We start from the raw sequence: 26,825 nt of genomic DNA on the forward strand, positions 1-26,825 counted from the left end.
ACCGCGGGGGCGAGCGGCGCTCCCACGGCCCCCTGCCCGCCGTGGTGCCGGGCACGCACGCTCGTGCCACGCTGGAACCGGGACGCCCGGTGCGGCACACCGTTCCCGCCGGACGCCCGTTCCAACGAAGGAGGCCCGACATGGCCGGCACCGGCAGTGCAGCACAGACGACGCACGGCACCCACGGATCGCACCACCCCTTCAGAACGGGCTGGACCGCGTTCGCCGCGGTCCTGATGATCTTCGGCGGTGCGATGGCGATCCTCCAGGGGATCTCCGCCATCGCCAAGGACGACGTGTTCGTCGCCACGCGCAACTACGTCTTCCAGTTCAACCTGACCGGCTGGGGCTGGATCCATCTCATCCTCGGCATCGTCATCGTGATCGCGGGCTGCGCCCTGTTCACCGGCGCCTTCTGGGCCCGCGTGATCGGCGTGGTTCTCGCCGGTCTCGGCGCACTGGCCAACTTCGCGTGGCTGCCGCACTATCCGCTGTGGTCCATCGTGCTCATCGCCGTCGACGTCTTCATCATCTGGGCGCTCTGCACGGGCGGGGACAACCGCGCGAGGGGGTGAACGGGGCTCACGGCTCTCTCAGCAGCACGAGCGTGTCGCCCGGGACCGGCTCCGGGCGCTCGTTGTCCGTGACCGGCACGAGCCACCCCTGCGGACGTACCACGAACAGCACCTGCTCACGGGGCGCGGGCGGGCCGGCCGCCGGCCGCGTCACCACCCGCGCCCCGGCCGCGTGCTTCCTCGCGATCTCGGGCCGGGTGAGGCCCGCGCCGAACAAGGGCTCGCCCCCGGCGTACGGGGCCACTGCACCCTCGCTCGCCGCGGACGGCGCGAGACGGCGTACCGTCCCCTCGACGCTCTCGCGGAGAGTCAGCGAGGCCAGTGCGTTGAAGTCGTCCTCACCGGTGAGCAGCAGCACGTCGGTGATCCCTTCGAGCACCATGCCGATGCCCTCCGCCGAGGCCAGCAGCTCGCCGGGCGCCAGCTCCAGCCCGGCCGCCTCGATCCGCGCCCGCTCCTCGTCCGCGCCCGCCCACATCAGCACGTCGAGACCCGCCGTTCTCAGGGCGCATGCCAGGTCGACCGCCCAGGGCGCTCCGCCCACCAGCAGGGGCCGGGAGCGGGCGGACCGCAGTACCCCGAGCCGCCGCGCCACGGGAAACGCCGTCAGGCCGTAGAGCATCACCGTCGCGACGATCACCACGAAGGTCGCGGGCAGGATGCGCTCGGCACCGCCGATGTGGTGCGCGGCGAGTTCGGCCGAGAACGTGGAGGCGGTGGCCGCCGCGACGATGCCCCGGGGCGCCATCCAGCCGACGAACCACCGCTCCCGGACCGGCACATCGGTGCGGGCCGCCGCCAGGTGCGCGATCAGCGGCCTGGTCACCAGGACCAGCAGCGCGACCAGCGCCAGCGAGGGCAGCACCACGTGCCGCAGCGACGCCGGGGTCACCGTCGCCGAGATGGAGACGAACAGCAGCCCGATGATCAAGGAGACCAGCGTCTCGAAGAACGGCCGGCGCGTGGGCAGCTCCAGGCCCGGCAGGTTGGCCATGGCCATCCCCATGACCACGGCGGAGATCAGGCCCGTGTCGTCGCGCAGCGCGTCACAGGCGGCTGCCACGCCGATCACGGCCGCCAGTTGCACCGACGTCGCCAGCTCCTCGCCGATCCGCACCCGCCACAGCACCAGCCACAGCACCCCCGCGCCGACCGCGCCCGCCCCGACGCCCAGCGCCGCGCTGGCCAGGAAGTGCCCGAGGCCGCTGCCGAACCCCGGCCTGCTGCCCGCGAGGACCCCGTGGAAGACGAGTGCACCCAGAATCCCGCCTACCGGGTCGATCAGCGAGCCCTCCCAGACCAGGATCCGCTGCAAGCGCTCGGTGGGCCGTACGAAGGCGAGCAGCGGCCCGACCACCGTCGGCCCCGACACGACGAGGATCGCCGCGAGCATGACCGCCGCCTGCGCCGACATGTCCAGCACCGGTACGGCGAACAGGGCGGCGGACACGACCGTCAGCAGCGCTCCCAGCCACAGCAGCCGGATCACCACCCGCCGGTTGTGCCCCTTCAGCCGCTTCAGGTCCAGCCCCAGCCCGGCGTCGTACAGGATCACCGCGACCGCCAGCGACACCAGCGGCGAGAAGGAGGCCCCCAGCAGCCGTTGCGGATCGACGTCGTCGGTGAGCGCCCCGGCGGTGAACCCGGCCGGCAGCAGTACGAGCAGCGCCGGCACCCGCAACCGGCTCGCCAGCAACTGCGACCCGACCGCGAGGACCACGATCAGCCCGAGCCCCACGTACACCTGATCCGCCGTCATCGACCCGCCTCCTCCGGCGCACCCCGGGCGCCGGACGCGACCCGCACAGCAGCGCGCGTTCCAGCTTCCGTGCCGCGGGGCGGCGGAGGTGCGAGGGCTCGCGTCCCGGGCGTCCTCCGCGGCCCCGCATCCCCCGGACGGACCAGGCGGCGGCGCCCTCAGACCCCGGCGGCCCGCCCCTTCGGGTACCAGTGCGCTTCGGGCCAGTCGTACTCGTCGAACCCGTCAGGGGTCTGCCCGCAGGGCGCGTAGACGCTGATGAAGAGGGTCGTGGTCGAGTCGTTCCACTGGACGTCGACCAGGTCCCCGCCGTCGGGACTCTCGAAGCGGAAGCCCAGCTCACGGAAAGTCGCACCGGCACGATCACCCTCGTGCGTGAGCTTCCAGCCCTGCTTCGCCAGCCGGTCGCGCACGCGCCGCTGTGCCTCCCGGGCGGTCGGCTCGGGCACGCCGGGCACGCTCCAGTCGAGGCCGAAACTGTGGACGTCTGTGCGCGCCTCGTCGATGTGGGCGAGGCTGTCCAGTCCGCGGTAGTAGCAGCTGCCGGTGTCGATCCTGCCCGGAGTGGCGGCGTACGTCCCGGGCAGCGCGAAGCCGTCGTACACCCGGTCCGACCGGTCCTTGACCCGTCGTGCGACGGAATCGGGGTCGACGGATGGGTACGGCGCACCATGCCATGCCCAGTTCCCCGCCAGGGCGGCGCCGACGGCGAGGGCCACCGTCACCACGCCGACGACACTACGGAGGAGGGGCCGTGCGGGGGTACGGATGCCGCGTACCGGGGTCTTGAACATGCGGTCGACGCTATGTGCCGGGATGTGCGCGACGTATGAGTAGCCGTACCCATCCGGGCCCTGAGTGACCCCGGCCCCGGCCCGTCACTCCCGCTTGTCGTCCCACGGCATGCCCAGCCAGCTGTCGAACGACGTGATCAGGGCGACCAGCGCGGCAGCCAGGCGCTGGTCGACCCACGGGGCGTGTACGACGACCTCGCCGTCCGACCGGAACTCCAGCGGAACCTCACCGGCGGCGCGCCAGCGGATGCGCCGGGGGCCGCGCGGTACGTCGCCGCCGCCTCCCAGCAGGCTCCCCACCCCGATCGCCAGCCACAGGGGGAACAGCAGCCACCACACGTACCACCAGAAGATCCGGCCTTTGAGGCCGACGGCTTCCGGGCAGCCGGTCTGCGTGACCGTCCAGCGGGTCCGCAGGCCCTTGCCCGAACACGCCTTCTCGCGGACGACCGTGCCGAGAACCTCCCCGTGACCGCCCAGCACCTGGAACGCCGACACCCCGTCACCGGCCGCCGCCGTCACGACCGTTGCCAGCCGGGAACGGCGCTCCGGGTCGGCCCACAGGACGAACGAGCGGGCGCCGTTCTTGCGGGCCGCGAGGTACGCCGGTATGCCGCCCGGCGGCAGTTCGCGCTCCAGATGGGCCGGCGTCCGCGACTCACCGGCGGGTTCGTCCCTGACGGTGACGACGTGACTGAAGGGCGGGACGGGGGCCGTGACCGCCGCACCCTTCCGCGCCTTCTTCCCTGTCGCGACGGGACTCACTTTCAGGACGGTGGCCACCTGCGTACTCCTCCGTTGTGGTGATCGGGAAGTCGAACACTAGCCCCGCCGCCTGAGAGGATGACGGGGTGGAATCACCAGAAGCCGAGCCGCTGCCCGGCACCGCCGAGGCGACCGGCCCCCGCGTCGTGCGCTGCCGTCTGTGCGGCCGCCCGCTCACCGGCACGGAGTCCCGACGCACCGGCCTCGGCCCCACCTGCGACGCCCGACTGCACCCCGCGTCGCCGGACATCCGTCACCGGCGGCACGAGGTCGAGCAGGACGTCCTCCCCGGCACCTGAGCCGTTACGCGGACGCCGCGTCGCCCAGCCGCCGGAACAGGCCCTCCTGCACCACCGACACCAGCAGATTGCCCGCCCGGTCGTAGATCCGGCCGCGCGCCAGCCCCCGCCCGCCCGTCGCGACCGGCGACTCCTGGTCGTACAGGAACCACTCGTCCGCCCGGAACGGCCGGTGGAACCACATCGCGTGGTCCAGGGACGCCATGTCGAAGCCGCGCGGACCCCACAGCGGCTCCACCGGGATGCGGACCGCGTCCAGCAGCGTCATGTCGCTCGCGTACGTCAGCGCGCACGTGTGCACCAGCGGATCGTCGCCCAGCGGCCCCACCGCGCGCATCCACACCGCGCTGCGCGGATCCGCGTCCTTGATCTCGTCCCGCGTCCAGCGCAGCCGGTCCACGTACCGGATGTCGAACGGCTGACGCCGCGCCATCCGCTCCAGGGCCTCCGGCAGACCTCCCAGGTGCTCGCGCACCTCCTCGGCGACCGTCGGCAGCTCCTCCGGATCCGGCACCACCCGGGCCGGCGGCAGCTGGTGCTCGAAGCCCGCCTCCTCCGGCCGGTGGAACGACGCCGTCAGGTTGAAGATCGTCCGGCCCTGCTGGACCGCCGTCACCCGGCGGGTCGTGAACGACCTGCCGTCCCGGACGCGCTCCACGTCGTACACGATCGGCACGCCGGGACGGCCCGGCCGCAGGAAGTATGCGTGCAGCGAGTGCACCGGCCGGTCCCCGTCCGTGGTGCGACCCGCCGCCACCAGCGCCTGACCCGCGACCTGGCCGCCGAAGACCCGCTGAAGCGACTCGTCGGGGCTGCGGCCCCGGAAGATGTTGACCTCGATCCGCTCCAGGTCGAGCAGGTCGACCAGGCGCTCGGCCGGATTCGTCATGCCGTCGTTCTCCGCTCTCACAGCTGGCCCACGGACGTGACCCGCACGACCGCCCGGCCCTCCTCGTCCGACGCGGCGAGGTCGACCTCCGCGCTGATGCCCCAGTCATGGTCGCCGTTCGGGTCGGCGAACGTCTGCCGGACCCGCCACACACCGTGCGCCGCGTCCTCGTCGATCTTCAGCAGCTTCGGACCGCGGGCGTCGGGACCGGTGCCCAGCTCCTCGTACTCGTCCCAGTACGCGTCCATCGCCTCGCCCCACGCGTCCTCGTCCCAGCCCGCCTCCGCGTCCAGCTCGCCCAGGTCACGGACCCGGTCCAGCGCGGCCAGCTCCACCCGGCGGAACATCGCGTTGCGCACCAGCACCCGGAACGCGCGGGCGTTCGCCGTGACCGGCTTGACCTCGTCCGCCCGCTCCTGCGCCTGCTCGGCGGTCTCCACCTCGGGGTTGGCCAGCTGCTCCCACTCGTCCAGGAGACTGGAGTCGACCTGCCGGACCATCTCGCCCAGCCAGGCGATCAGATCCTCCAGGTCCTCGGACTTGAGGTCGTCCGGAATGGTGTGCTCCAGCGCCTTGTACGCACTCGCCAGATACCGCAGCACAATGCCCTCGGTGCGCGCCAGCTCGTAGTTCGAGGTGAACTCCGTGAACGTCATGGCCCGTTCGTACATGTCACGGATCACCGACTTCGGCGACACCGGATGGTCGCCCACCCACGGGTGGCTGCGCCGGTAGACGTCGTACGCGTGCCACAGCAGCTCGCTCAGCGGCTTCGGGTACGTCACCTCCTGGAGCAGCTCCATCCGCTCCTCGTACTCGATGCCGTCGGCCTTCATCTGCCCGACCGCCTCGCCGCGCGCCTTGTTCTGCTGCGCCGCCAGGATCTGGCGCGGGTCGTCGAGCGTCGACTCCACCACCGAGACCATGTCCAGCGCGTACGACGGCGAGTCCGGGTCCAGCAGCTCGAACGCGGCGAGCGCGAACGTCGACAGCGGCTGGTTCAGCGCGAAGTCCTGCTGGAGGTCGACGGTCAGCCGCACGATGCGGCCCTCCGCGTCCGGCTCGTCCAGCTGCTCCACCACACCGCCGTCCAGCAGCGACCGGTAGATCGCGATGGCCCGGCGGATGTGCCGCAGCTGCGCCCGGCGCGGCTCGTGGTTGTCCTCCAGCAGATGCCGCATCGCCTCGAAGGCGTTGCCCGGCCGGGCGATCACGGACAGCAGCATCGTGTGCGTGACCCGGAAACGCGAGGTCAGCGGCTCCGGATCGGACTGGATCAGCTTGTCGAACGTGGTCTCCGACCAGGCCACGAAGCCCTCGGGGGCCTTCTTGCGGACGACCTTCCGCTTCTTCTTCGGGTCGTCACCGGCCTTCTTGACCGCCTTCTCGTTCTCGATGACGTGCTCCGGGGCCTGTGCCACGACGAAGCCCGCCGTGTCGAACCCCGCCCGCCCCGCCCGGCCGGCGATCTGGTGGAACTCCCGCGCCCGCAGCGTCCGCACCCGGGTGCCGTCGTACTTGGTGAGCGCCGTGAACAGCACCGTCCGGATCGGTACGTTGACGCCGACGCCGAGCGTGTCCGTACCGCAGATCACCTTCAGCAGACCCGCCTGCGCCAGCTTCTCCACCAGCCTGCGGTACTTGGGCAGCATGCCCGCGTGATGCACGCCGATCCCGTGGCGCACGTACCGCGAGAGGTTCTGCCCGAACTTGGTGGTGAAGCGGAAGTTGCCGATCAGATCGGCGATCTTCTCCTTCTCCTCCTTCGTGCACATGTTGATGCTCATCAGCGACTGCGCCCGCTCCACGGCCGCCGCCTGCGTGAAGTGCACGATGTACACCGGCGACTGCCGGGTGTCCAGAAGCTCGGTGAGCGTCTCCGTGATCGGCGTCAGGCGGTACTCGTAGCTCAGCGGCACCGGACGCGTCGCCGAACGGATCACCGACGTCGGGCGGCCGGTGCGCCGGGTCAGGTCCTCCTCGAACATCCGGACGTCGCCGAGCGTCGCCGACATCAGGACGAACTGCGCCTGAGGCAGCTCCAGGATCGGGATCTGCCAGGCCCAGCCGCGGTCCTGCTCCGCGTAGAAGTGGAACTCGTCCATCACGACCTGGCCGATGTCCGCGTACTTCCCGTCGCGCAGCGCGATGGAGGCCAGCACCTCGGCGGTGCAGCAGATCACCGGGGCGTCGGCGTTGACCGAGGCGTCCCCGGTGAGCATGCCGACGTTCTCCGTGCCGAACAGCTTGCACAGGTCGAAGAACTTCTCCGAGACCAGCGCCTTGATGGGCGCGGTGTAGAAGGTGACCTTGTCCTGGGCCAGCGCCGTGAAGTGCGCACCCGCCGCGACCAGGCTCTTCCCGGACCCGGTGGGGGTCGACAGGATCACGTTGGCCCCCGACACCACCTCGATCAGCGCCTCCTCCTGAGCGGGGTAGAGGGTGATCCCCTGCGTCTCGGTCCAGGACGAGAAGGCCTCGAAGAGAGCGTCGGGATCGTCGGTCGGGGGCAGCTGATCGATAAGGGTCACGCCCCCATCTTGCCTGTCTTCCGCCCGGATGAGGGAACCGGACGACGGCCCGAAGATCACGGACGATACGCTGCCCTCTCAACTCGGCCACGCCGCAACGGCGCTGGCCGGATCACGCGCCCGGGCACCACCCGGGGCACACGGCGACACCTACGGGGGCTCGGCAGTCATGATGGGACCGGCACACTCTCTGTCAGGGGCAGCGGCCTGGCTGGGGGTGGGCGCCGCGGCGGCCGCGACCGGCTACACCATGCCGTGGCCCGTCCTCGTGGTCGGGGCCCTGATCAGCGCGGGTGCCGCGCTCGCCCCCGACCTCGACCACAAGTCGGCGACCATCTCGCGCGCCTTCGGCCCCCTCTCGCGCGGGGTGTGCGAGATCGTCGACAAGCTCTCGCACGCCGTCTACAAAGCCACCAAGCTGCGGGGCGACTCCAACCGCAACGGTGGCCACCGCACCCTCACCCACACCTGGGTATGGGCGGTGCTGATCGGGGCGGGCGCCTCGGCCATCGCGATCACCGGCGGCCGGTGGGGCGTCCTCGCCATCCTCTTCGTCCACCTCGTCCTCGCCGTCGAGGGGCTGCTCTGGCGCGCCGCCCGCGTCTCCAGCGACGTCCTGGTGTGGCTGCTCGGCGCGACCAGCGCGTGGATCCTCGCCGGCATCCTCGACAAGCCGGGCAACGGCGCGGACTGGCTGTTCACCGACCCCGGCCAGGAGTACCTGTGGCTCGGGCTGCCGATCGTGCTCGGCGCCCTCGTCCACGACATCGGCGACGCGCTGACCGTCTCGGGCTGCCCGATCCTGTGGCCGATCCCCCTGGGCCGCAAGCGCTGGTACCCGATCGGCCCGCCGAAGGTCATGCGCTTCAAGGCCGGCAGCTGGGTGGAGATCAAGGTGCTGATGCCGGTCTTCATGATCCTCGGCGGCGTGGGCGCGGCGGCCGCGATGAACGTCATCTGAACCGCCCGGGGGCCGGTGGACCGGCCCCCGGGCGCCGTGTCACCCGTGCCAGGACCGCCAGAGCGCCGCGTACGCACCGTCCGCCGCGACCAGCTCGTCATGGCTGCCCAGCTCACTGATCCGGCCCTGCTCGACCACGGCGATCACGTCCGCGTCGTGCGCGGTGTGCAGCCGGTGGGCGATGGCCACCACCGTACGGCCGTCCAGCACCCTGGCCAGCGACCGCTCCAGGTTGCGGGCCGCCCGGGGGTCGAGCAGCGAGGTCGCCTCGTCCAGGACCAGCGTGTGCGGATCGGCCAGGACCAGCCGGGCCAGCGCGATCTGCTGGGCCTGCGCCGGGGTGACCACCAGACCGCCCGAGCCGACGTCGGCGTCGAGCCCGTCCTCCAGCGCCCTCGCCCAGCCGTCCGCTTCGACCGCGGCGAGCGACGCCCACAGCTCCGCGTCCTCGGCGTCCGTACGGGCCAGCAGCAGGTTGTCCCGCAGCGAACCGACGAACACGTGGTGCTCCTGGTTGACCAGCGCCACGTGCGACCGCACCTGCTCCGTCGGCATCCGCGACAGTTCCGCGCCGCCGAGCGTGATCTCACCGGTCCTGGGCGCGTAGATCCCTGCCAGCAGCCGCCCCAGCGTCGACTTGCCCGCACCCGACGGGCCGACCAGCGCCAGCCGCGTACCCGGCGCGACGTCCAGCGACACCCGGTGCAGGACGTCGACCCCGTCCACGTACCCGAAACGAACCTCGTCCGCCCGCACGTCACGGCCGTCCGGAGCGACCTCGGCGTCGCCCGCGTCCGGCTCGATCTCCCGGACGCCCACCAGCCGCGCCAGCGACACCTGGGCCACCTGCAACTCGTCGTACCAGCGCAGGATCAGACCGATCGGGTCCACCATCATCTGCGCGAGCAGCGCACCCGTGGTGAGCTGGCCGACGGTCATCCACCCCTCGATGACGAACCAGCCGCCCAGCAGCAGGACCGCGCCGAGAATCGTCGCGTACGTGATGTTGATGACCGGGAAGAGCACCGTGCGCAGGAACAGCGTGTACCGCTCCCACGCGGTCCACTGCCTGACGCGCAGATCGGACAGGGCGACCCGGCGTGCCCCCAGCCGGTGCGCCTCCACGGTCCGCCCGGCGTCCACGGTCTCCGCCAGCACCGCCGCGACCGCCGCGTAACCGGCGGCCTCGGAACGGTACGCCGACGGCCCCCGGCGGAAGTACCAGCGGCAGCCGATGAGCAGCACGGGCAGTGCCACGACAACCGCGAGGGCCAGCGGGGGAGCGGTGACGGTGAGGGCGCCGACGAGCAGCCCCACCCACACCACGCCGATCGTCAGCTGCGGAACCGCCTCGCGCATGGCGTTGGCGAGGCGGTCGATGTCCGTGGTGATCCTGGACAGCAGATCGCCCGTACCGGCCCGCTCCAGTACCCCCGGAGGCAGCCGTACCGACCGGACGAGGAAGTCCTCGCGCAGGTCGGCGAGCATCTCCTCGCCCAGCATGGCGCTGCGCAGCCGCATCATCCGCGTGGCCGCCGTCTGCACGACGAGCGCCACCGCGAACACCACGGCGGTGCGCTCCAGATGCAGGTCGCGCACGCCGTCGGACAGGTCCTCGACGAGCCCGCCCAGCAGGTACGGGCCGACGATCGACGCGATCACCGCCAGCGTGTTGAGCAGGGTCACCAATACGAACGGCTTCCGGTGGCGCCGCAGCAGCTCCACGACGTACGCCCGTACGGTCGTGGGACCGGCGACCGGCAGGGTCGTCGCCGTCTCCGGGGCCGACGGGTCGTAGGCGGGCGGCTGGTGCGCGGGTGTACTCCGGGCCGTTGTCCCGTGGTCCGGTTTCTCGTGGGCCGGTGCGGCGACGCCGGTCACTGCCTCTCCTCTCATGCCCGTTCCTCGACTTCCTGGTTGGTTCCGATGCCCTCGCGCCGCTCGGGTGCGGCCGCGGGCGCCATCTCGTCGTCGGTGTCACGGGTGACGACCGCCCGGTAGCGCGCCTCGGAGCGCAGCAGTTCGCGGTGCGTGCCGACCGCCACGACCGTGCCCCCGTCCACCAGAGCCACCCGGTCGGCCAGGTCCAGCAGCAGGGGCGAGGACGAGAAGGCGACGGTTGTACGGTCCGTCCGCAGCGCCTTGACGCCCGCGGCGACCCGGGCCTCGGTGTGGGAGTCGACCGCGGAGGTGGGCTCGTCCAGGACGAGGGTCTCCGGGTCGGTCAGCAGCGACCGGGCCAGGGCGAGCCGCTGGCGCTGGCCGCCGGACAGGGACCGGCCGCGCTCGGTGATCCGGGTGTCCAGCGGCTCGCAGTCCGGGTCGGGGGACGCCTGGGCCAGCGCGGCCAGCACGTCGTCGCACTGCGCCGCGGTCAGGGCGGCCTCGGGCTCCACCCGCCCGGACGACGGCACGTCCAGCAGTTCGCGCAGGGTGCCCGAGAGCAGCACCGGGTCCTTGTCCTGGACCAGGACCACGGTCCTGGCGGCGGCCGGTTCCAGGTCGTCGAGCGGTACGCCGCCCAGCAGGACGGACGGCGGCTCGTAGGCATCGGCGTCGGCGTCGGGCTGGGCGTGGCCGCCGAGCCGTTCCGCCAGTCGGCCCGCCTCGTCGGGGTCGCCGCAGACCACGGCGGTGAACAGGCCCCGCGGGGCGAGCAGACCCGTGGCCGGGTCGTACAGGTCGCCCGACGGGGCGGTGGTGGCCGTGGCCTCCCGGGAGGTCCGGCGCAGCGACAGCACCCGTACGGCACGCTCGGCGGAGGGCCGCGAGAAGGAGTAGGCCTGCGCGATCTCCTCCACGTTCCGCAGGGGGAACAGCATCAGTGTCACCGCGCTGTACACCGTCACCAGCTGACCGACCTCGATCACGCCGTCCCGGGCGAGCGCGGCGCCGTGGATCACCAGGGCCAGCAGCAGGGCGCCCGGCAGCAGCACCTGGACCGCCGAGATCAGCGACCACATCCGGGCGCTGTGCACGGCGGCCTTGCGGACCTCCTGCGAAGCGCGCCGGTAGCGGTCCAGGAAGAGCTGCTCGCCGCCGATGCCGCGCAGGACGCGCAGCCCGGCCACGGTGTCGGAGGCGAGTTCGGTCGCCTTTCCGCCCTTCTCGCGCTGTACGTCGGCCCGTCGGGTGGCGCGGGGCAGCAACGGCAGCACGGACAGGGCGAGGAACGGCACGGCGATCGCCACGAGCATGCCCAGGGGCGGGAGATAGAGAAGGAGGCCGACGCTGATGATGACGAGAATCGCGGCGGCGGCCAGGAAGCGCGAAAGAGCCTCGACGAACCAGCCGATCTTCTCCACGTCACCGGTGGACACCGCCACCACCTCGCCCGCCGCGACCCTGCGCGTCAGGAGCGCACCCAGCTCCGCGGTCTTGCGGGCCAGCAGCTGCTGCACCCGGGCCGCGGCCGTGATCCAGTTGGTGACGGCGCTGCGGTGGACCATGGCGTCGCTCGCCGCGGTCAGCACGCCCAGCAGCGCGGTCAGCGCACCGGCCAGCGCGAGCCGGCCCCCGGACCGGTCGACGACCGCCTGGACGGCGAGCCCCACCGCGAGCGGGTAGCCCGCGATCGAGCACTGGTGCAGCAGCCCCCACAGAAGGGACTTGAGCTGGCCGCGGATCTGATTGCGGCCCAGCCAGATCAGGAAGCGGGGCCCCGAACGGACGTCGGGGTCGCCGGGGTCCGAATACGGAAGATCGCGAATGTGCATGACGTCCCAAAGGATCGGAAGACCGGGCCCGCGAGGCGCGGTGGAAGCGCGTCGGGGCAGCACTGGATCGCCTGCGGGGGTGCGCAGACGGGGGAACCAAACCGTGCAAGCCTCGCGTAGCGCCGGGGACGCGGCAAACGGTTTTATGCCGGGGGAGAGGACAGCCCGTACCGCCGCGGGAGAGCGGGCGGGTAAAGATTGGGCACGCTTTCGCCGGGCCGGCCCGGGGCGGGCGAGGGCGCACATCGCCGGGTGCGAGCATGGATGGATGCATATAGCCGGTGCGGTACGAGTGGTGGTCTCGGCGGCCGCCTGTGGTGTCCTGCTCACGACCCTGACCTCCTGCGGCGACGGGAACGAACCGCGGAAGGGCGGCGCCGACAGCTCGGCCGCCGCGGAAGGCGGCCGGTCGAAGGCCCCGACCACCGACCTGAAGCGCATCCCCGATGTGGGCGACCGGCTCCGGTCGAAGATCCCGGCCCGGTCCCGCCAGGTCGTCGCCGTCTACGGCGAGGGCAGGAACTCCCCGGACTCCACCGTCGTGCTCTACACCAAGTCCGGCTCCACCTGGGACAGGAAAGCCGCCTGGAAGGGCCACAACGGCAAGAAGGGCTGGACGGCCGACCACCACGAGGACGACAAGCGCAGCCCCGTCGGAGTCTTCACCCTCAGCGACGCGGCCGGCGTACTGCCCGACCCGGGCGCACGTCTCCCGTATACGCAGACCACCTCGATCCAGGCGCCGCACTACTGGGCGAAAGCCGCCTGGCACGACTTCGACTACGTCATCGCCATCGACTACAACCGCGTCAAAGGCACGCCGCCCAACGACCCGACGCGCCCGCAGGGCCGGTCCAAGGGCGGCAGCATCTGGCTGCACATGGACCACGGCAGCGGCACCTCGGCGTGCGTGAGCGTCTCGAAGCAGGCCATGGAACACATACTGCGCACCCTGGACCCGAAGCAGCACCCGGTCATCGTCATGGGTGACCGGGCCGACCTCCGCGCCTGAGGGAGGCGCCCGAGCCTCAGGCCGGGCCCGGGCGGGTCGCCCACTCCAGTTCCATCAGAGCCGAGTGGTACGAACGGCCCGTCGCCCGGTCCATGCCGATCTCGCACATCCGGTTGGCCGAGAGATACGCGTCGTACTCCCGGGGCCGCACCTCGGCCGCCTCCTTCGCGGTGGCGGACTCCGTCAGCTCCTTGTGCAGCATCCCGCGGTCGCCCGCGAATCCGCAGCACGCGGCGTCGTCAGGGATCACGGCCTCGTGCGCGCACGCCTCCGCGACGGCGCGCAACTGGGCGACATCGTCCAGGTGCTCCATGGAACAGGTCGGGTGCAGCACGGCGGCGTCCGACTTCCGGAGCACCGTCAGCGCCGGCAGCAGCTCGTCCGCCGCCCAGACCAGCGAGTCGACCACGGTCAGCTCGCGGTGCAACGCCCGGTTGTCCTCGGTGAGATACGGCACCACCTCATGGGCGATGCCCAGCGTGCAGGACGAGGCGTCGACGACCAGCGGCAGCTTCCCGCCGGCCGTCCAGCCCCAGGCGGCCTCCACGATCCGGTTCGCCATCACGGCGTTGCCGGAGTCGTACCCCTTGGAGTGCCAGATCGTGGCGCAGCAGGTCCCGTTGACGTCGTCCGGGATCCAGACGGGCTTCCCCGCCCGGGCCGAGACGGCGACCACGGCCTGCGGCAGGGACGGGCCGCGGTGACTGTCCGGGCTGCCGAAGATCCGGTTGACGCAGGCCGGGTAGTAGACCGCGCTCGCCCCCGCCCGGGAGGTGCGCGGCAGTTTGCGGGACGCGGCTCCGGGGATCTCCGCCAGCCACTCGGGGACCAGGTCGGGGCTCACCGCGCGGCGGGCGAGCCGGGTGACGCCCCGCAGCAGCCGGTCGTCGATCCGGCTCGCCGCAGCGACCGCGAGCCGCGCCGCCGTCTCCGCCTTGCCGAAGTGCTTGGCGGCGAGCGCGGCGATCCGCTCCTCGCGCGGCGTGTGCCGCTGGTGGCGGAAGTCCTTCATCATGGCGCCCGTGTCGATCCCGACCGGACAGGCGAGCTTGCAGGTGGAGTCACCGGCGCAGGTGTCCACCGCGTCGTAGCCGTAGGCGTCGACGAGACCCGTCTCGACGGGTGAGCCGTCCGGCTGCCGCATCATCTCCCGGCGCAGCACGATGCGCTGGCGCGGTGAGGTGGTCAGGTCGTGGCTGGGGCAGGTCGGTTCGCAGAAGCCGCACTCGATGCACGGGTCGGCGACCGCCTCGACCTTCGGGATGGTCTTCAGGCCGCGCAGGTGCGCCTTCGGGTCGCGGTCGAGGACGATCCGCGGGGCCAGGACCCCGTCGGGGTCGATGACCTGCTTCGTACGCCACATCAGCTCGGTCGCCCGCGGGCCCCACTCCAGTTCGAGGAAGGGGGCGATGTTGCGGCCCGTCGCGTGCTCCGCCTTGAGCGATCCGTCGAACCGCTCCACCGTCAGCCGGCAGAAGTCGTCCATGAAGGCGGCGTAGCGGTCGACGTCGGACGGGCGCGCCGCGTCGAAGGCCAGCAGGAAGTGGAGGTTGCCGTGCGCGGCGTGGCCGGCGACGGCGGCGTCGAAGCCGTGCTCCGCCTGGAGGGCCAGCAGCGCCTCGCAGGCGTCGGCCAGCCGGGACGGCGGGACGGCGAAGTCCTCCGTGATCAGCGTCGTGCCCGAGGGGCGGGAGCCGCCGACCGCGGTGACGAAGGCCTTGCGGGCCTTCCAGTAGCCGGAGATGGTGCCGGCGTCCCGGGTGAACTCGTTGGTCACCGAGGTGACGGGCCGGACCAGCTCCAGCTTCCGCACCACATCGGCCGCCGCCCGCTCGTACGCCTCCTGACCCTCCTCGTCCGGGGCCCGGAACTCCACCAGCAGCGCGGCGGTCTCCTTCGGCAGCCCGGCCCAGTCGGCGGGGACGCCCCGCACGCTGACGGAGGCGCGCAGGGTGTTGCCGTCCATCAGCTCCACGGCGATGGCGCCCGCCTCGTTGAACAGCGGCACGGCGGCGGCCGCGGCGGTCAGCGAGGGGAAGAACAGCAGCGCCGTGGAGATCCGGCGGTCGAGCGGCAGCGTGTCGAAGACGACCTCGGAAATGAAGCCGAACGTCCCCTCGGACCCGACCATGAGGCCGCGCAGGATCTCTACCGGGGTCGAACCGTCCAGGAACGCGTCGAGCCGGTAGCCGTTGGTGTTCTTGATCTCGTACTTGGCCCGGATGCGGGCGGTCAGCGCGGCATCGGCCTCGATCTCCGCCTTGAGCGCCAGCAGCCCCTCGCACAGGTGCGGCTCGGCCCGCGCCAGCTCCTCGTCGGCGGCCGGGTCGCCGGTGTCCACGACCGTGCCGCCGGGCAGCACGACGGTGAGCGAGGAGACGGTCCGGTACGAATTGCGGGTGGTGCCCGCCGTCATGCCGGAGGCGTTGTTGGCGACGACCCCGCCGATCGTGCACGCGATGGCGCTCGCCGGGTCGGGCCCGAGCAGCCGGCCGTACCGGGCGAGGGAGGCGTTGGCCCGTACGACCGTCGTCCCGGGGCGGATGCGGGCGCGGGCGCCGTCGTCCAGGACCTCGATGCCCGCCCAGTTCCGCCGGACGTCGACGAGGATGTCCTCACCCTGGGCCTGGCCGTTGAGGCTGGTGCCGGCGGCGCGGAAGACGACGTTGCGGCCCCTGCCGTGCGCGTACGACAGGATCGCGGAGATGTCGTCGATGTCCTCGGGGACGACGACCACCTGGGGCACGAACCGGTACGGGCTGGCGTCGGAGGCGTACTTCACCAGGTCGGAGATCTTCCAGAGCACCTTGTGCGCGCCGAGCAGGGCGGTCAGCTCGTCGCGCAGCGTCTCCGGAGTGCCCTTGGCCCGTGCGTCGGGGACGCGGTCGTGGGAGGGCGGGCGCACCGCCGCGGGGCGCAGGGTGTCGGGGTCCGGCTCCAGCAGCGGCATGGTGGTTCTCCTCGGCGGCTTGTCGGTCCGGCGGCCCGGCGCCGCTTCCCGTGCCCGGTCAGCAGCGGCGCTCCGGCATTCCGTTGACCAGGGCGGTGAGCAGGCCGCCGAGCACCTCGCGCTGGTCGGCGGTCAATGGAGCCAGGATCTCCTCCGCGGCCGCCCGGCGCGCGTCGCGCAGCGAGCGGAGCGTGGCGATGCCCTCGTCCGTGATCTCGATCCTGACCACCCTACGACTGTCCGGATCGGGGACGCGGCGCACCCTGCCACCGGCCTCCAGAGCGTCCACCAGCGTCGTCACGGCCCGCGGGACCACGTCGAGACGGTGCGCGAGATCCGCCATTCGGGGCGGTCCGTCGTAGTGCGCGACCGTGCGCAGCAGCCGGAACTGCGCCGGTGTGATGCCGATCGGCTCCAGCTGACGGCTCTGGATGCGCTGGAGCCTGCGCGTCAGCCGCAGCAGCTGTTCGGCGAGCACGCCGTCGGGGTCGGGGGAGTCCATGGGGGCAACACTATCAGGACTTGGTTCATTGTGAGTATGGGTAACAATGAGCTATGCTCTCATTCGGCTCGACTGCCAAGGTCGCGATTCCCGCGTACGGGCAGCCCTGCCCGTACGCCGTGCAGGCGCGCCCGCCACCCGCGGCCGCGCCCGTACGGCCCCGTCGCCGCACGCCCCACGAAGGAGCACATGAAACCCGACGAACCCACGTGGACACCGCCGCCCGATGACACGGCCCAGCCGCCCGCCGAGCTGCGCCGGATCCTCCGCCTCTTCCGCCCCTACCGCGGACGCCTCGCGATCGTCGGACTGCTCGTCGGCGCCTCGTCGCTGGTGTCGGTCGCCTCGCCGTTCCTGCTGCGCGAGATCCTGGACACCGCCCTCCCGCAGGGGCGGACCGGGCTGCTCACGCTGCTCGCCCTCGGCATGATCCTCACCGCCGTGATGAACAGCGTCTTCGGCGTGCTGCAGACCCTCATCTCCACCACCGTCGGCCAGCGCGTCATGCACGACCTGCGCACCGCCGTCTACGCGCAGCTCCAGCGGATGCCGCTCGCCTTCTTCACCCGGACCCGCACGGGCGAAGTGCAGTCCCGGATCGCCAACGACATCGGCGGCATGCAGGCCACCGTCACCTCGACGGCGACCTCCCTCGTCTCCAACCTCACCGCGGTCATCGCCACCGTCGTCGCCATGCTCGCGCTCGACTGGCGGCTCACCGTCGTCTCGCTGCTCCTGCTGCCGGTGTTCGTCTGGATCAGCCGCCGGGTCGGCCGCGAACGCAAGAAGATCACCACCCAGCGCCAGAAGCAGATGGCCGCCATGGCCGCCACCGTCACCGAGTCGCTCTCCGTCAGCGGCATTTTGCTCGGCCGCACCATGGGCCGTTCCGACTCGCTCACCCGGGGCTTCGCCGAGGAGTCCGAGCGGCTGGTCGACCTCGAAGTGCGCTCCAGCATGGCCGGCCGGTGGCGCATGTCGACGATCGGCATCGTCATGGCCGCCATGCCCGCCGTCATCTACTGGGCGGCCGGCATGGCCCTCCAGTCCGGCGGACCCGCCGTCTCGATCGGCACCCTGGTCGCGTTCGTCTCGCTCCAGCAGGGCCTTTTCCGCCCCGCCGTGAGCCTGCTCTCCACCGGCGTGCAGATGCAGACGTCGCTCGCGCTCTTCCAGCGGATCTTCGAGTACCTCGACCTCACCGTGGACATCACGGAGCCGGAGAAGCCGGTGCACCTGGACACGATCCGGGGCGAGGTCCGCTTCGAGAACGTCGACTTCAGCTACGACGAGAAGAGCGGCCCGACCCTCAGCGGCGTCGACGTGACCGTGCCCGCGGGAGCGGGACTGGCTGTCGTCGGCCCAACCGGCTCCGGCAAGTCCACCCTCAGCTACCTCGTGCCCCGGCTCTACGACGTGACCGGCGGCCGGGTGACCATCGACGGCATCGACGTGCGCGACCTCGACTTCGACACCCTCGCCCGGGCCGTCGGCGTCGTCTCGCAGGAGACGTACCTCTTCCATGCCTCGGTCGCCGAGAACCTGCGCTTCGCGAAGCCGGACGCGACCGACGAGGAGATCGAGGCGGCGGCCCGCGCGGCGCAGATCCACGACCACATCGCCTCGCTGCCCGACGGCTACGACACCCTCGTCGGTGAACGCGGATACCGCTTCTCCGGAGGTGAGAAGCAGCGCCTGGCCATCGCACGGACCATCCTGCGCGACCCGCCGGTGCTGATCCTCGACGAGGCGACGAGCGCCCTCGACACCCGTACCGAATTCGCCGTGCAGGAGGCCATCGACTCCCTCTCCGCCGGACGCACCACGATCACCATCGCCCACCGGCTCTCCACCGTCCGCGACGCCGACCAGATCGTCGTCCTGGACGGCGGCCGCACAGCGGAGCGCGGCACCCACGAAGAACTGCTTCAGCAGGACGGACGGTACGCGGCACTGGTCCGCCGGGACACCGAACTGACCCCGGTCGGCGGCTGATGACCGCCCGCCGGGAATGGCCTCCCCGGAGACGCGACCGGCGCGGGTTAGCGTGCCCGCATGGCGCACCAGACCCCGGAAACCCCGCCCTCGGTCACCCCGCCCCACCCCCGCCGCAGAACGCGCTTGACCCGGCGCGGCCGTCTGACGCTGCTCATCGGTGCCGTCCTCGTCCTCGGCGTGGCCGCAGCAGTGCTCGTCCCCCTGCTCACCAGGGGACCGAAGACCGAGGAGGCCGCCCGCCCGCTGGTCATCCCCGAGGGGTGGCGCGCGACCCAGGTCTACGCGGCCGTCGACAAGGCCCTCGGCGAGCCCGCCGGCACTACGGGAAAGGCCGCACCGGCGGCGGACCTGCCGCTCCCGGCCGGCGCGAAGGGGAACCCCGAGGGCTACCTCTACCCGGCGACGTACCCGGTCACCTCCGCGACCACCCCGAAGGGCCTGCTGCGCTATATGACCGACACGGCGGTCGAACGCTTCGGCGCGGACCACATCACCGCCGGCGCCCGGCGCAACGACGTGACCGTCTACCAGACGGTGACCATTGCCAGCATCGTCCAGGCCGAGGCGGACACCGAGGCGGACATGGGCAAGGTGGCCCGGGTCATCCACAACCGGCTCGACCGGGGCATGCCGCTCCAGATGGACTCCACCCTCAACTACGCGATGAACCGCAGCACGCTGGACACCAGCACGGGGGACACGAAACTCGACAGCCCGTACAACAGCTACGCCCACAAGGGCCTCCCGCCCACTCCGATCGGCAACCCGGGTGAGCAGGCGATGGCCGCGGCCATCAACCCCACCGCGGGCCCTTGGCTGTACTTCGTCACCGTGGCCCCGGGTGACACCCGCTTCACCGCCGACTACGCCGAACAACAACGCAACGTCGCGGAGTTCAACCGGAACCGACGGGGGACGGGGGAGGGGTAGACGGCCGCCGGCCACGGCATGCGGGCTGGGCGTACAGCCCCCGCTGGTACGTCAGACGTACGCGGATTCCTGGGTGAGCACCGGAACCGGCGCCCCGTCGCCCGACGCTTCCCTTCCCAGCAGCTCCACGATCTCCCGCACGGCGGCGCGCCCGGCTCTGTTGGCGCCGATGGTGCTGGCGGAGGGGCCGTAGCCGACGAGGTGGATGCGCGGGTCGCGTACGGCGCGGGTGCCCTCGACCCGGATGCCGCCGCCGCGCTCACGCAGCCGGAGCGGGGCGAGGTGGTCGATGGCCGCGCGGAAGCCGGTGGCCCAGAGGATGACGTCGGCCTCGATGCGGCGGCCGTTGTCCCAGACGACACCGGACGGCGTGATCCGGTCGAACATGGGCAGCCGGTCGAGCACCCCGGACTCGCGGGCGCGACGGATGGCGTCGTTGACGGGCAGCCCGGTCACACTCACCACGCTCTGCGGCGGCAGCCCCCGCCGGACCCGGTCCTCCACCATGGCCACGGCCGCCCGCCCCTGGTCCTCACCGAAGGGCCCTTCCCGGAAGACCGGCGGCCGGCGGGTGACCCAGTGGGTCTCCGCCGCCACCTCGGCGATCTCCATCAGATGCTGGGTGCCGGAGGCCCCGCCGCCGACGACGACCACCCGCTGCCCGGCGAACTCGGCCGGGCCCGGATAGCCGGCCGTGTGCAATTGCCGGCCCCGGAAGGTCTCCTGCCCCGGGTAGCGGGGCCAGAAGGGCCGGTCCCACGTCCCCGTGGCGTTGATCAGGGCACGCGTCGCGTACGTACCCTCGGAGGTCTCGACGAGCAGCCGGCCGCCCTCGCCCTCGCTTACGGCGCCGACCTCGACCGGCCGGTGCACACGCAGCCCGAAGGCGCGCTCGTACCGGTCGAAGTACGCGCCGATGACCTCGGACGAGGGCCGCGAGTCGTCCGCACCGGTCAGCCGCATACCCGGCAGCGCGTGCATGCCGTGCACCTTGCCGTACGTCAGCGACGGCCACCGGAACTGCCATGCGCCGCCGGGCGCCGGCGCGTGGTCGAGGACCACGAAGTCGCGGTCCGGCTCCAGGCCCACGCGTCGCAGGTGGTACGCCGCCGACAGCCCCGCCTGTCCGGCGCCGATCACCACGACGTCCACCGAGCGCATCCCGATATCGTTCACGCTTCTACCAACTAGGACGGCCCCTCAGAACTTCCCTCAAGCCGGTCGCTCAGCGGTTTCGGTCCCGGGCCACGGCAGGATGGGGCTCATGTCTTCTGCTTTCACCACCACGGTCCTGCAGATCACGACCGGTTCGACGGAGACCGTCACCGACCTGACACCGGACTGCGAACAGTTCCTCGCCCGGGCGGCCTCCGGCCGCGACGGCCTGCTCAACATCTTCGTCCCGCACGCCACCGCAGGCATCGCCGTCCTGGAAACCGGTGCGGGCAGCGACGACGACCTCCTCGCCACCCTCCACACCCTGCTCCCGGCCGACAACCGCTGGCAACACCGCCACGGCGCCCCCGGCCACGGCCGCGACCACGTACTCCCGGCCCTGGTACCCCCGCACGCGACACTCCCGGTGATCGCGGGCAGTCTGGAGCTGGGGACGTGGCAGTCGGTGTGCCTGGTGGACACGAATATCTCTAATCCCAACCGTCAAGTTCGGTTGAGCTTCCTGAGCTGATCGCACAGCTCCGCAGGCCATGCCGGGGCTACGAGGTGCGCGACGAGGGGAAACTGCTCGTCGCGTTCGGGCCTGAAGCTCGGCTTGGAGGGCTCGGGCTGTGAGCCCGAGCCCTCCAAGCCGCCGAAGAACGCGTGCTGAGGGACGGCGGACTGTCACGTGGCCGGATCCACGGTTCGGGTGAAGTAGCGGTGCCCGGTGGGGCCAAAGCTGCGCTCATCCATCGTCACTGCCCCGTGGCGGAAGCGTGTGCCTCGATTGCCGCGTCGGCAGCGGCCAGGTGATGTGTGACCGGGCCGAAGGAGACCAGGCCGCTGCCCGCGCCGGCGTACTCGGCTGCGACGCGGGCGAGTTCGTCCCGGGCGCGGCGTAGTACCGGCAGGTGTCCCACGGACGCTGCGGTTCGGGCGATTACTTACCACAGGGCTTCCTGGAACCGATGATCCGGGCGGCCAGTTCCGGATCGCCGGTCCTCTTCGTCACCTCGTCCTCCCCCCTCCGTCGTCGCCGACTACCGCGCCTCGGCCGGGGTGGACGTCGACCACGACACCACCGACATGGAGAACGGCAACAAGCCGGCCATGCCCGTCACCGTCCTCCAGCAGGACTGGGGAACCGCTCTCGGCTACCCCCCAGGGCCTCTGGAGCGCCTGGACCGACGACCTCCGCCACCAGACCGTCTCCCGCGGGCACTTCATGGCCGAAGAAGACCCCCAGCTGATCGCATCCGAGATCCGGGCCCTCACCGACCGCTGAACGAGCCCGCACGGCCACCCTTCGCCGCCCCAGGCTGAACAGAGAGAGGCGAAACGGTCGCCGTCTCAGGCGGCGTACCTGGCCGCCATCATCAGGACGGCCTCGTCGACGACCGCCTCGACGGCCGTCCCGTCCGGAGCCCAGTGGGCCAGGAGCAGGCGGGGCCCAGAAGACGTAGTTGGAGATCATGCCGAGGAACTGGGTCGCGGCCAGCTCCGGATCCTCCAGCCGGATCGTGCCCGCTTCGCGCTCCGCCTCCAGGTAGCGGCGCACCGAATCGAAGTAGGGCATCTTGCCGCGGTGGAACTGCCATTCGGCCAGTTCCGGGAAGCGCGGCAGCTCGGCGATGACGATCCGGAAGAGGTCGGTCATGCCTGGACGCGTGAGCAGGGCGGCGTAGCGCCGGCCGAACAGGGAGAGGCCGGCCCGGAGGTCGCCCGGGGGCGGGGCGTCCTCATCCCCGTCTCCCGCCTGCCAGGACGCGGTGACGATCGCGTCGAACAGCGCTGCCTTGGTCGGGAACTGCTTGAACAGAGTGGCATCAAGGCGGCGGCCCCCTCGATGCGCCGGCACGGCGGCGGCGTCATCGTCAACATCGCCTCCACCTCCGGCGTGGGCGGCACCGCGATGTACGCCCCCTATGTGGCCAGCAAGTGGGCCGTCCGGGGCCTCACCAAGACGGCCGCCCTGGAACTGGGCCGCGACCACATCCGCGTCAACGCCATCAACCCAGCGTCATCGCCACCCCGTTCATCACCGAACCCGCCGCAGGCAGCGACACTCCGATCTCCGACTTCCACTCGGCCGAGCCGTTCGCCATCCCCCGCCTGGGCGAGCTCGCAGACATCACCAGGCTCTGCTCTTCCTCACCTCCGACGAGGCTTCCTTCGCCACCGGCTCGGAGTTCGTCAACGACGGCGGTCTCCTCCTCGGCCCCGCACTCAAACACGAAGCCGCCTGACCTGTCTGTACCACCTGGCATTCACGAAAGGAGCGCCTCGGAGGCGGTCTTGGCAGAGTGAGGGTGAGCACGCTGGTCGGTGTTGCCGTGCGAATCGGTCCCGGTGCGGTTCGGGAGTCGGGTTGGCTGCGGGGAGAGGACCGGCGAATGACCCAGCTGGTGTAGAGAAGTCCTGCGGTACGGGCCTCGATGCGGTCGAACGACCCTGTGGCGGATGTGGCAAGTGCCTGCTCGGAGTGCGGCGGCTGGCGCGTGTGAAGCTGGCGACGCCTTCGTCTGAGCGCCAGGGCGAGAACGTGCTCACGGCCGCCGTCGGCGGGGCCCCACATCATCGGCTGGGCGGACGATCGGGAGGTCTCCGGCGGCCGGCCTGTACGACGCCGTGTGGTTTCCGGGACTGGTATGCCGAGCTGGGACGGGAGCTCACCGCTCTCGAGGCTGAGCCGTGGCGGGCGACGGGCATGATCCGGCGGCCGCCTGGCGAGACCGGTTGCGGGCCGTTGGTTCCGTGCTGCGGATGTACAGGCGTGAAAGGAGCTCCTGATCGACCTCGGCGTACGGCTGACGCTCTTCCGGCCCGCGCTCTCCTTCGCTGGGTGCCCGGGCTTCCTTCACCGCCCCGAGCAGGGCTGAGCTGGGTATGGCACCCGGCCGGCATCGACCGGTTGAGAGCGGCGGCGACGCTGCGCGCCTGCTCTCCAACGCCCCGCGGTTGGAGGAGGCCGCGGCCCGGAGACGGGGGCATGGCAGACCTCGCCGAGGAGGTGTGGTTACCGGACAGAGCTGCCGTTGCCGAAGGGAATCGGGCATCTGCGCCAAGGGTGACGGGCCCCCGTTCGGCCGGTCAGCGCCCTTCCGTGCCGCCAGACTCCGAGGAGGGAACGCTCCGGTGGAGCGTGGGTATGGGCGATACGGGGCGGGCGTGATCGAGCGGGGTAGAACCGATCGTGCCGCCCCGGGGAGACGGGGCTGGGTTGACCGATCACGGTGTTCATCGCGCATACAAGGCAACGGGAGGCGGGCCGGGTGGGCGACGGTCCGGCAACGACCAACGCCGGGACACTGGGCTGGTGCGCGCGGTGCCGCGGCACGTGGCCTGCGTGATGGACGGCAACGGCCGCTGGGCCCAGCGGCGCTCGCTTCCACGGACGGCGGGCCATCGGGCTGCCGAAGCCACCGTCATCGACATCATCGAGGCGGCTCGGGCGGCCGGAGTCGAGTGGCTCAGCCTGTACGCCTTCTCCACCGAGAACTGGAACCGCCCCGGCACCGAGGTCGACTACCTGATGCGGCTGGTCCGCCGGGTTGTGCGCAAGCACGCACCCCTGCTGCTCGCCCGCGGCATCCGCTGCCGTTTCCTCGGAGCCGCCGACCCACGCATCCCCCGGGAGCTGGCCCAGGATTTCGAGGACCTGGCCACGCTGACCGCCGACAACCGGGGGATGACGCTCACCGTCGCTTTTGACCACGGCGGCCGCCGAGACATCGTCGAAGCCGCCAGATCGCTGATCCGCAAGGGGACACAAGCCGACGACGTGACCGAGCGGCTCTTCGCGGACCACCTGCCGTTTCCCGACACCCCCGACGTCGACCTCGTCATCCGCACCTCCGGCGAGCAGCGCATCTCCAACTTCATGCTTTGGCAGGTCGCCTACGCCGAGTGGGTCTTTCCCGCCGTGCTCTGGCCGGACTTCCGGGCCCCTGACTTTCTCACCTGCCTGCACACCTACCGCTGCCGTGACCGCCGCTTCGGCGGCATCCCGCCCCAGACGAACGGAGACCTGTCATGACCACCGGAACCACCGGAACGGCCGACGAGGCCCCCCTGCTCGCCACGCAACCGCCGTTCCGCGCCTTCTTCGACGACCCGCGCTGGGCGCTGGCCATCATCCGCGCCACCGTGCTGGAAGCCGCCCACCCGCAGATCGGGGCCGCTCTCGCCGACAACTCCACCTTCGTCGCCCACCCCTGGCGCCGACTGCGCAACACCTTCCTCAGCATGCGGCGCATGTTCGACGCCGACCCAGCGGTACGAGACCGGGAGGCCGCCCGGCTCAACAGGCTCCACGCCCGCATGAGCGGCTCCGACTCCCGCGGCCGCGCCTACGACGCCATGGACCGCGCGACCCGCGCTTGGGTGGTCGCCACCCTCTTCGAGAGCGCCGTCACCATGTGCCGGCTCAGCGGCCAGCCGCTCGACCAGGCCACGATGGAGCGGCTGTACGGCGAGTACCGCGCGTTCCTCGCCGCACTCGACGGCGACGCCGGTGAACTGCCCGAGGACCTGCACGACTTCTGGCGCTACTTCGACAGGGTCGTCGAGGACGAACTGGAGAATACTGAGGCCGCCCGCCTCATCCTCTACCGGCTCTTCGACCACCTGCCCGCCCCGGCACTGCTGGACGGCATGCCGGCCCTGTGGGCGGCCGGCCGCGCTGTCGTCGGTCCCCTCCTCGGCGCGATCACCGTCGCCTCGCTCCCCGAGCCCTACCGGCGCAAGGCCGGCCTGGCCGAGATGCCGGGAACCCCGACCCTCATGCACGGCGCCTACCTCGCGGCCGGGCTTACCCGGTTCCTGCCCGATGGCTGGATCAACGCCGAAACCATCATCGAGACCCTTTCCCTCTCGCCCGACAGCGACGACCCCCGCGCCCGGACCGTGACCGCGCTGCGCGCCCGCATGACACAAGCCTCGGCCCTGCTCCGCCTCCTCACGCCACTGAGCGGCGACGCAGGCCCCGGCCCGGACCCCACTGCCTCGAAGACCACGGGCGAAGGCCGACGCTCGGCGGAGGAGTTCTTCCGCACGGTGCTGGACCAGACCGGCGACGGCTACCTCGACTGGCCCGACCTCGCCGCCATGGCACGCGAACTGGCCACCCGACTCGACCTGGACGAACCCGAGGAGACCCGGCTCTACGACGCCTTCGCCGCCTGGTGGCGTGAACTCCAGGCCGCCCTCGACACAGACGGAGACGGCCGTGTCAGCGCCGACGAGTACGCCGCAGCCGTCCCCTCCCTCGCCGGGCCCGCGCTGATCCGCGTCGCCGAGGTGCTCTTCGACGCGACCGACAAGGACGGCAGCGGCACAATCGACGCAGACGAACACCGGACGCTTTTCCGCACCGCCTTCCAGCGCGACCTCACCGTCACCGCCGGCACCTACGACCGCAGCGCCTTCGTGGGCGACTTCCTCACCTTCATGGCAGGCCGACGCAGGAACACCGCGTACGACGCCCTGCTGGCCGAGGCCTGACTAACTCGTGCAGGTCGGCGGCCACGGCTGCACGCTCTCCTGCGGGACGGTGGTCGGCGCGATTGTTTCGGTGAGGCCTCGGCCTAGGGCGGTCAGGTGCGGCCGGTGCAGGTCAGGGCGTGTCAGACGCGGTGCACCCCTCGGGGCGATGGGCCGAACTGCCCCAGGGAACGCCTGATCGGTGTCCAGGTGTATGGGCCGGACGCCCGATCACGGGCACGACGGGGGGCTCGGGCGCCGACCGGGCCTGGAGCAGTTTCCGGCCCCGCTCGGTGCCGAGGATGAGCCGGCCGTGGCCCGGCCTCGTCACCGAGCGGTGGCGGCCGCCCGCACCGTACGCACTGCGAGCCGTGGATGGCCCGTACGGGGCGGGTGACGGAGTCCCTCGTGCCGAGTGTGCTGGAGCAGCGGATCACCACCGGCACCGCCCACTGCACCAGGCGGCGCTTGCTCATGCATGAGGCTGGTCCGACCGCCGAGGCGC

General features: G+C 71.6%; 21 protein-coding genes and 2 pseudogenes. 11 read left to right on the forward strand and 12 right to left on the reverse strand.

Going from position 1 to position 26,825, the window contains the following annotated elements; translation table 11 throughout:
* Window positions 1-140: 140 nt before the first annotated feature.
* Window positions 141-575, forward strand: a complete 435-nt coding sequence (locus BLW14_RS28120) for a DUF7144 family membrane protein (protein WP_093709929.1) — start codon at window positions 141-143, stop codon at window positions 573-575.
* A gap of 7 nt (window positions 576-582) precedes the next feature.
* On the opposite strand, the gene BLW14_RS28125 is transcribed toward BLW14_RS28120, so the two are convergent.
* From BLW14_RS28125 to BLW14_RS28135, 3 genes are all read right to left on the reverse strand, one after another.
* Window positions 583-2,334 carry a cation:proton antiporter gene (locus tag BLW14_RS28125; RefSeq protein ID WP_093709930.1) on the reverse strand — a complete coding sequence of 584 codons (1,752 nt, stop codon included), beginning with the start codon at window positions 2,332-2,334 and terminating at the stop codon, window positions 583-585.
* 158 nt (window positions 2,335-2,492) lie between these two features.
* Window positions 2,493-3,128: a hypothetical protein gene (locus tag BLW14_RS28130; protein WP_093709931.1), complete on the reverse strand. Its 636-nt coding sequence runs from the start codon at window positions 3,126-3,128 to the stop codon at window positions 2,493-2,495.
* 84 nt (window positions 3,129-3,212) lie between these two features.
* On the reverse strand, window positions 3,213-3,911 hold the full coding sequence (locus BLW14_RS28135; RefSeq protein WP_093709932.1) for a hypothetical protein: 699 nt from the start codon (window positions 3,909-3,911) through the stop codon (window positions 3,213-3,215).
* A 68-nt stretch (window positions 3,912-3,979) separates the two neighbouring features.
* Here BLW14_RS28135 and BLW14_RS28140 point away from each other — a divergent pair, with 68 nt between their 5' ends.
* A complete protein-coding gene (locus tag BLW14_RS28140; protein ID WP_093709933.1) occupies window positions 3,980-4,192 on the forward strand; it encodes a DUF6011 domain-containing protein in 213 nt (70 codons plus the stop codon).
* Between the two features lie 4 nt (window positions 4,193-4,196).
* Here BLW14_RS28140 and BLW14_RS28145 read toward each other — a convergent pair whose 3' ends face one another.
* Together BLW14_RS28145 and BLW14_RS28150 are read right to left on the reverse strand one after the other, a co-directional pair.
* On the reverse strand, window positions 4,197-5,081 hold the full coding sequence (locus BLW14_RS28145) for an acyl-CoA thioesterase (RefSeq protein WP_093709934.1): 885 nt from the start codon (window positions 5,079-5,081) through the stop codon (window positions 4,197-4,199).
* A gap of 17 nt (window positions 5,082-5,098) precedes the next feature.
* Window positions 5,099-7,612, reverse strand: a complete 2,514-nt coding sequence (locus BLW14_RS28150; protein WP_093709935.1) for a DEAD/DEAH box helicase — start codon at window positions 7,610-7,612, stop codon at window positions 5,099-5,101.
* A 169-nt stretch (window positions 7,613-7,781) separates the two neighbouring features.
* Here BLW14_RS28150 and BLW14_RS28155 point away from each other — a divergent pair, with 169 nt between their 5' ends.
* The gene (locus BLW14_RS28155) at window positions 7,782-8,573 is read left to right on the forward strand and encodes a metal-dependent hydrolase (protein ID WP_093709936.1); all 792 of its coding nucleotides are present in this window, start codon (window positions 7,782-7,784) and stop codon (window positions 8,571-8,573) included.
* Window positions 8,574-8,612: 39 nt separating this feature from the next.
* Here BLW14_RS28155 and BLW14_RS28160 read toward each other — a convergent pair whose 3' ends face one another.
* Window positions 8,613-10,469 (reverse strand): ABC transporter ATP-binding protein, encoded by a 1,857-nt coding sequence (locus BLW14_RS28160; RefSeq protein WP_256332890.1) that lies wholly within the window; start codon window positions 10,467-10,469, stop codon window positions 8,613-8,615.
* Window positions 10,466-12,289 carry an ABC transporter transmembrane domain-containing protein gene (locus BLW14_RS28165; protein WP_093709937.1) on the reverse strand — a complete coding sequence of 608 codons (1,824 nt, stop codon included), beginning with the start codon at window positions 12,287-12,289 and terminating at the stop codon, window positions 10,466-10,468. The genes BLW14_RS28160 and BLW14_RS28165 overlap by 4 nt, the downstream gene beginning before the upstream one ends.
* Window positions 12,290-12,581: 292 nt before the next feature.
* On the opposite strand from BLW14_RS28165, the gene BLW14_RS28170 reads away from it, so the two are divergent.
* The gene (locus BLW14_RS28170; protein ID WP_093709938.1) at window positions 12,582-13,301 is read left to right on the forward strand and encodes a hypothetical protein; all 720 of its coding nucleotides are present in this window, start codon (window positions 12,582-12,584) and stop codon (window positions 13,299-13,301) included.
* Window positions 13,302-13,317: 16 nt separating this feature from the next.
* Here BLW14_RS28170 and BLW14_RS28175 read toward each other — a convergent pair whose 3' ends face one another.
* Window positions 13,318-16,251 carry an FAD-binding and (Fe-S)-binding domain-containing protein gene (locus BLW14_RS28175; protein WP_093709939.1) on the reverse strand — a complete coding sequence of 978 codons (2,934 nt, stop codon included), beginning with the start codon at window positions 16,249-16,251 and terminating at the stop codon, window positions 13,318-13,320.
* 58 nt (window positions 16,252-16,309) lie between these two features.
* Window positions 16,310-16,753, reverse strand: coding sequence for a MarR family winged helix-turn-helix transcriptional regulator (locus BLW14_RS28180; RefSeq protein ID WP_018522838.1), 444 nt, complete (start codon window positions 16,751-16,753; stop codon window positions 16,310-16,312).
* A 189-nt stretch (window positions 16,754-16,942) separates the two neighbouring features.
* Between BLW14_RS28180 and BLW14_RS28185 the strand changes: the two genes are divergently transcribed.
* Complete coding sequence (locus tag BLW14_RS28185) at window positions 16,943-18,748, forward strand: ABC transporter ATP-binding protein (protein ID WP_093709940.1); 1,806 nt, start codon at window positions 16,943-16,945, stop codon at window positions 18,746-18,748.
* Window positions 18,749-18,808: 60 nt separating this feature from the next.
* Window positions 18,809-19,681: an endolytic transglycosylase MltG gene (gene mltG, locus BLW14_RS28190; protein ID WP_093709941.1), complete on the forward strand. Its 873-nt coding sequence runs from the start codon at window positions 18,809-18,811 to the stop codon at window positions 19,679-19,681.
* 51 nt (window positions 19,682-19,732) lie between these two features.
* Here the strand turns inward: mltG and BLW14_RS28195 are convergent, their stop codons facing one another.
* Window positions 19,733-20,842 carry an NAD(P)-binding domain-containing protein gene (locus tag BLW14_RS28195; protein ID WP_093709942.1) on the reverse strand — a complete coding sequence of 370 codons (1,110 nt, stop codon included), beginning with the start codon at window positions 20,840-20,842 and terminating at the stop codon, window positions 19,733-19,735.
* A gap of 103 nt (window positions 20,843-20,945) precedes the next feature.
* Between BLW14_RS28195 and BLW14_RS28200 the strand changes: the two genes are divergently transcribed.
* Window positions 20,946-21,368, forward strand: a complete 423-nt coding sequence (locus tag BLW14_RS28200) for a YjbQ family protein (protein ID WP_093709943.1) — start codon at window positions 20,946-20,948, stop codon at window positions 21,366-21,368.
* Window positions 21,369-21,594: 226 nt separating this feature from the next.
* On the opposite strand, the gene BLW14_RS28205 is transcribed toward BLW14_RS28200, so the two are convergent.
* Entirely contained in the window at window positions 21,595-21,759 is a 165-nt protein-coding gene (locus tag BLW14_RS28205) for a hypothetical protein (RefSeq protein ID WP_256332892.1), read from the reverse strand.
* 103 nt (window positions 21,760-21,862) lie between these two features.
* On the opposite strand from BLW14_RS28205, the pseudogene BLW14_RS35320 reads away from it, so the two are divergent.
* Window positions 21,863-22,124, forward strand: a pseudogene (locus BLW14_RS35320) (alpha/beta hydrolase); the annotation flags it as partial.
* 65 nt (window positions 22,125-22,189) lie between these two features.
* On the opposite strand, the pseudogene BLW14_RS28215 reads toward BLW14_RS35320, so the two are convergent.
* Window positions 22,190-22,664 (reverse strand): annotated as a pseudogene (locus BLW14_RS28215) (TetR/AcrR family transcriptional regulator C-terminal domain-containing protein); the annotation flags it as partial.
* 21 nt (window positions 22,665-22,685) lie between these two features.
* Between BLW14_RS28215 and BLW14_RS35325 the strand changes: the two are divergent.
* From BLW14_RS35325 to BLW14_RS28230, 3 genes are all read left to right on the forward strand, one after another.
* A complete protein-coding gene (locus BLW14_RS35325; protein WP_256332893.1) occupies window positions 22,686-24,011 on the forward strand; it encodes an SDR family oxidoreductase in 1,326 nt (441 codons plus the stop codon).
* Window positions 24,012-24,155: 144 nt separating this feature from the next.
* A complete protein-coding gene (uppS, locus tag BLW14_RS28225) occupies window positions 24,156-24,875 on the forward strand; it encodes a polyprenyl diphosphate synthase (protein WP_093709944.1) in 720 nt (239 codons plus the stop codon).
* The gene (locus BLW14_RS28230; protein WP_093709945.1) at window positions 24,872-26,341 is read left to right on the forward strand and encodes an oxygenase MpaB family protein; all 1,470 of its coding nucleotides are present in this window, start codon (window positions 24,872-24,874) and stop codon (window positions 26,339-26,341) included. Before uppS ends, BLW14_RS28230 begins: the two co-directional genes overlap by 4 nt.
* The last annotated feature ends 484 nt before the right edge of the window (window positions 26,342-26,825 follow it).

Origin of the sequence: Streptomyces sp. 2131.1 (assembly GCF_900105515.1) — a bacterium.
GTDB classification, from domain to species: domain Bacteria; phylum Actinomycetota; class Actinomycetes; order Streptomycetales; family Streptomycetaceae; genus Streptomyces; species Streptomyces drozdowiczii.